Source organism: Neisseria sp. P0022.S010 (assembly GCF_051956635.1).
The window spans coordinates 1-1642 of the sequence record NZ_JBQCXF010000612.1 but is presented as its reverse complement, the minus strand read 5'-3'; the positions used below and the strand labels follow the sequence as shown (position 1 = coordinate 1642).

The 1642-nt window shown below is 45.6% G+C and carries 1 protein-coding gene; it reads left to right on the top strand.

Annotated features, from left to right (window positions below):
* Positions 1–123 precede the first annotated feature (123 nt).
* Complete coding sequence (gltA, locus tag ACTHUT_RS19930) at positions 124–1407, top strand: citrate synthase (protein ID WP_250599841.1); 1284 nt, start codon at positions 124–126, stop codon at positions 1405–1407.
* Positions 1408–1642: the final 235 nt, after the last annotated feature.

Genomic DNA, 1642 nt, shown 5'->3' with positions numbered 1-1642 from the left:
GTGTTATAGAGCTTGTTTGCGATGCCAATCCGAACAAGCTCTTTCCATACGGAGGCCGTCTGAAAAAAAGGACCGTGCCGCTTGGGCGGCAACGAAAGCCCCAACTTACAAAGGAGTTTAAGAATGTCTAAATCAGTCAAGCTCACCACCCCAAATCAAGAGACCTTGGAACTGCCAGTATTGGAAGCAAGTATCGGCCATGATGTGGTTGATATTCGTACTTTGACTAAAAATACAGGTCTGTTTTCCTTCGACCCCGGATTCGTGTCAACTGCAAGTTGCGAATCCAAAATCACTTATATTGATGGCGATGAAGGTCTGTTGTATTACCGTGGTTATCCTATCGAGCAGCTGGCCGAAAAATCCGATTACTTGGAAGTTTGCTACCTGTTGATTTACGGCGAACTGCCTACCCCTGAACAGAAAAAAGAATTTGATGCCACAGTCGGTCGCCATACTATGCTGCATGAGCAGTTGACTTGGTTCTTCCGCGGTTTCCGTCGCGATGCGCATCCGATGGCGATGATGGTTGGCGTGGTTGGCGCTTTGTCTGCGTTCTACCAAGACAGCTTGGATATTGCCAATCCTGAGCACCGCAAAATTGCGATTTATCGCTTAATCTCCAAAATCCCGACAATTGCGGCAATGTGTTACCGTTATTCCAACGGCCTGCCGTTCAATTATCCAAAAAATAACCTTTCCTATGCTGAAAACTTCTTACACATGATGTTTGCGACACCATGTGAAGAATACAAACCTAATCCAGTATTGGCTCGCGCGCTCGACCGCATCTTTATTTTGCATGCCGATCATGAGCAAAACGCCTCTACTTCGACTGTACGTTTGGCCGGCTCTTCTGGTGCGAATCCATTTGCCTGTATCGCTGCCGGTATCGCCTGTCTGTGGGGTGCTTCACACGGCGGTGCAAACGAAGCTGTGTTGAAGATGCTGGACGAAATCGGCGATGTATCTAATGTTGCCGCATACATGGAAGGTGTGAAACAACGTAAATACCGTCTGATGGGCTTCGGTCACCGCGTATACCGCAATATGGACCCACGAGCCAACATCATGCGCGAAACCTGTTATGAAGTCTTGAAAGAATTGGGCTTGGAAGACAGTCCTAAATTCAAGCTGGCAATGGAATTGGAACAAATTGCACTGAAAGATCCGTTCTTTGTGGAACGCAAGCTGTATCCAAACGTCGATTTCTACTCCGGTATCGTCTTGTCCGCATTGGGCATTCCAACTGAAATGTTTACCGTTATCTTCGCATTGTCGCGCAGTGTAGGTTGGATTTCTCATTGGCATGAAATGATTAGCGATCCAGCACTGAAAATCGGTCGCCCACGTCAACTGTATACCGGTGCAGAACGTCGCGATTACGTTCCGGTAGATAAACGCTAATAGACAATACATTAATATATTGTTGAAAAGTCGTTTGAAAAAATCGAATTGCCGTTTTCAATGAGGTTGGTCGTAATTAATTAAGTTGATAGCAGGTAATTTGATTTGAAATAGGGTAGAATAAAGTGTCATTTCAGACGGCCTGAATTCCGTTCGGAGAACACGGGATTCTACCCTTTGTTTATATTTTAAAGAAAAGAGCTCACGCCATGATGGACGAAAAACTCAATTTCTC